This is a genomic window from Johannesbaptistia floridana, assembly GCF_057440575.1.
Genome location: NZ_JALKVM010000083.1, coordinates 1 through 3,435, shown reverse-complemented (window position 1 = coordinate 3,435; position 3,435 = coordinate 1). Strand labels below are relative to the sequence as shown.

Annotated in this window: 3 protein-coding genes; all 3 read left to right on the top strand. The window is 34.1% G+C overall.

Annotation, left to right across the window (positions count from 1 at the left end; all coding sequences use genetic code 11):
- Nucleotides 1-537: 537 nt before the first annotated feature.
- The 3 genes from MW688_RS05885 to MW688_RS05875 all read left to right on the top strand — a co-directional run bounded on the left by MW688_RS05885 (nucleotide 538) and on the right by MW688_RS05875 (nucleotide 2,980).
- Nucleotides 538-1,464 carry a J domain-containing protein gene (locus MW688_RS05885; RefSeq protein WP_486735005.1) on the top strand — a complete coding sequence of 309 codons (927 nt, stop codon included), beginning with the start codon at nucleotides 538-540 and terminating at the stop codon, nucleotides 1,462-1,464.
- A gap of 16 nt (nucleotides 1,465-1,480) precedes the next feature.
- A complete protein-coding gene (locus MW688_RS05880) occupies nucleotides 1,481-2,689 on the top strand; it encodes an ATP phosphoribosyltransferase regulatory subunit (protein WP_486735004.1) in 1,209 nt (402 codons plus the stop codon).
- A gap of 63 nt (nucleotides 2,690-2,752) precedes the next feature.
- Nucleotides 2,753-2,980 carry a ferredoxin family protein gene (locus MW688_RS05875; RefSeq protein ID WP_486735003.1) on the top strand — a complete coding sequence of 76 codons (228 nt, stop codon included), beginning with the start codon at nucleotides 2,753-2,755 and terminating at the stop codon, nucleotides 2,978-2,980.
- The last annotated feature ends 455 nt before the right edge of the window (nucleotides 2,981-3,435 follow it).

Genomic DNA, 3,435 nt, shown 5'->3' with positions numbered 1-3,435 from the left:
AATATAGTTTTTTTCTTTCACCCCTAAAGGAGTGGGCTTGTAACCTTATTTTTTTGGTCAACCAATTTTTAAGCGTTGAGCATCAATTCTTTTACTTCAAAACTTAAAGACGTAAAGACTTCAAGACTCCTTACTCCTTACTCCTTACTCATTACTCCTTACTCAATCACCACCAGCAACTTTTGGCAAAGGTGCAAGATCTGAGTCTTACCCACCCTGAACAGTTACAATAATTTAATTAATTTATAGTTAGGTGGAGTAATTGCAATAAAAGTATTAAAATTAAATTAAATAAAAAAAAACTTTTAGCTAATTGAACAGTGTTTTTACTTAAACTATGTCTTTCACTGAAAAACCATTACGAGAAAATGCTTAGTTTCAAAGAAGAAAAAACAATAAGAATCTTATGAGAGTTGTCGTTAATAATAAAAGAACAAGCATTTATCTTCTGCCTTAACTGAAAGTTATCACTGCTTCAAAAGCAGAAAAATCTCAACCATGTTTTAATAAACCTTCAAGAAATGGACCAAAAGCACTATGTCATTAACAATTAAAAAAGGACTTTTCAAACTAGGTATTACTGATTATCATGCAATTTTAGGAGTACAAATAAATGCAGATGTAGAAGAAATTAGAACAAGATATCTAAAAATTGTTCCGATACTTCATCCAGATACCTGTAAATACGATAATGAAAGAAAAAAAGAAGAAGCTAATAAAATTTTAGCTAAGTTAATAAATCCTGCCTATAAAAATCTAACTACACAAAACTTAATGGCAGAACATCAATTATTATTAGCTCAAAAAACTAACGCTATGGTGAGAGAAAAAAGACAAATGACTTTGTCTACAAACATGGTGAAAATTTTAGCCAAAGCGGGGGAAAGATTAGACGAAGTTTATGAAAAGCTCATAAATACTTTAGGAGAAAAAGAATATACTCATGTAGAGACAATTACAGAAAGAATTGCTCAAATCAGCGAAATTAACCTAGTTTACTTAGTATTAAAAGAAGCGCAAAAACAGTCAAAAAGAAAAAAACAAAATTTAAATCAAGACTCAAAAGTAGCTGACACAGCAGCCCATAAGACAGAAAATAATACAGAAGAAGAACAAACAGAAAGCAAAGAATCACAAATAGATACCTATGTAAAAAGAGCGGAAGAGTATAAACAAATAGAAAAATACAAAGAGGCAATTTTAGAATTGAGAGATGCTCTAAAAATAGATCCAAATAATAGTAGTTGTCACGGATTATTAGGATTAGTATACCTAGAGCAAAATAATATGAGTATGGCAAAAATTCACATAGACAAAGCTTGGCAAACAGACCCAAACGATAATATAGTAAAAGAGGCCAAAGAAAAACTAGACAAAAACAAGAAAAACACTAAAGCAGGACCAAAGAAAAATAAATCAGCTTTAGGAAGGTTTAGTAGTTTATTCAGTGGCAAAAATAAATAACAAAAAAACATAAGTTATGATTCATCAACCACCAGCAGGGGCTAGGGATTTATTACCCCTAGAAGTTGCTCAGAAATCATGGATAAACGATAAACTACAGCAAATTTTCGCAAGTTGGGGTTATCAAAGAATTGTTACTTCTACATTAGAATCAGTAGAAACATTAACGGCAGGAGATGCAATCGATTTAAACACGGTGATTCAATTACAACAGGGAGAAGCTACCCTGGGATTGCGTCCAGAATTGACAGCGTCAATTGCTAGGGCAGCCGTCACGAGAATGGCAGGTAACACATATCCCCAAAGACTGTGCTATCGTGCGAACGTCTTCCGCAAACCCCCAACAGGATATCACGGGAAACAACTGGAATTTTATCAAGCGGGAGTGGAATTACTATTTGCCCCAGGAAAACTAGCAGATGCAGAAATACTCCTATTAGCAGTAGACTGTTTAGAAAAAGTTGGGGTGGAAAAATGGCAAATTATTCTGGGAGAAGCTGGGTTGACGCGATCGCTTCTCAGGAGTTTTCCAGAAGAAATTAGACCCCAAGTGCGTAAGTGCATTGCTAACTTAGATCGTATTAGTTTAGAAAATTTGCCCCTAAGCTCGAAGTTAAAAGAAAAAGCATTATTAATACTAGACTTGCGAGGAGAAGCTAACACAGTAATTAGCAAACTAGCCAATCTAGAATTAAACCCAGAAGTAACAGAAATAGTCAATGATTTACAATCACTTACTCAATTAGTGGAAAAAACCAAATCTGTTCCCCTAGTATTAGATCTTAGCTTACTGCAAACCATAGATTACTATACAGGGATCAGTTTTAAAATAGTTGGCTACACCAATAACCAGTGGCGAATTATTGGACAAGGAGGCAGATACGATCAATTACTAGGTATTTATCATCCCCAGAAGAAAACTTCTCCCGGTATTGGTTTTGCTATAAATATCGAAGATTTACACGCTTGTCTGCTTTCTACTAATCAGTTACCAAAACAGACCACCCCTAGTAATTGGCTAGTCATCCCTGCAACTCCTGAAGCCTCCAGTGCCGCTTTAGTTTATGCTGAGAAATTACGTAAGTCAGCTAATTTAGTCAGAGTAGAATTAGAATTAGGTGGCAGAGATCAAGATGAAATTAAAGCTTATGCGAGTAGTTGTCGCATTCGCAATCTAGCTTGGGTAAATAGTCAAGGAATACCTAAAATAGAATATTTATCTTAACTGGGTTTTTGAGCAAGTTAATTGTAAAATTATGTTAAGTAGTTCGTTAGAGTAAAAACAAAAGTGCCTCATACAATTCTTACAGAAACATGTGAAGGAGTAGCAGATTGTGTGGATGCTTGCCCTGTGGCTTGTATCCATCCTGGACCAGGTAAAAATACTAAAGGAACAGATTGGTATTGGATTGACTTTTCTACCTGTATTGATTGCGGTATTTGTCTGCAAGTTTGTCCAGTAGAAGGCGCGATTGTTGCAGAAGAGCGTCCTGATTTACAAAAAACTCCCCAATAAAAATTCTCTGTTCAATAATCAATACTAAATAGTCACTCGCTATAGTGAGTGACTATTTAGTATTACATAACCTCAGATAGAAGCGAAGACTTATATAAGTAGATAGGATATAAATGTTAACGAAATAAAGAGAAAAAATTAATTATGAGTACAGAAGATAAACTCAAAGCAACAGCTAAAAATATAGAGGGCTAAATACAGTTGAAAAATATCTACTCATTACTGCTTAAACTTGCTCATTTAATTAGCTAAATAGCCATAATGAATAAGTTTTAGTTGGTTGACAATTAGGGACAAGGGGATAATTGAGACATAATTACTGTGTTTTCCCCCTTGATGATAAGTCGTTTAGTGCGCTACAAGAGAAAGTCTCGACAACTATTGTTTAGCAATGATATATTATTAATACTTAAGTGGTTGTTTATGATGGTGAAAAAAAAATCTAATACCCTAAG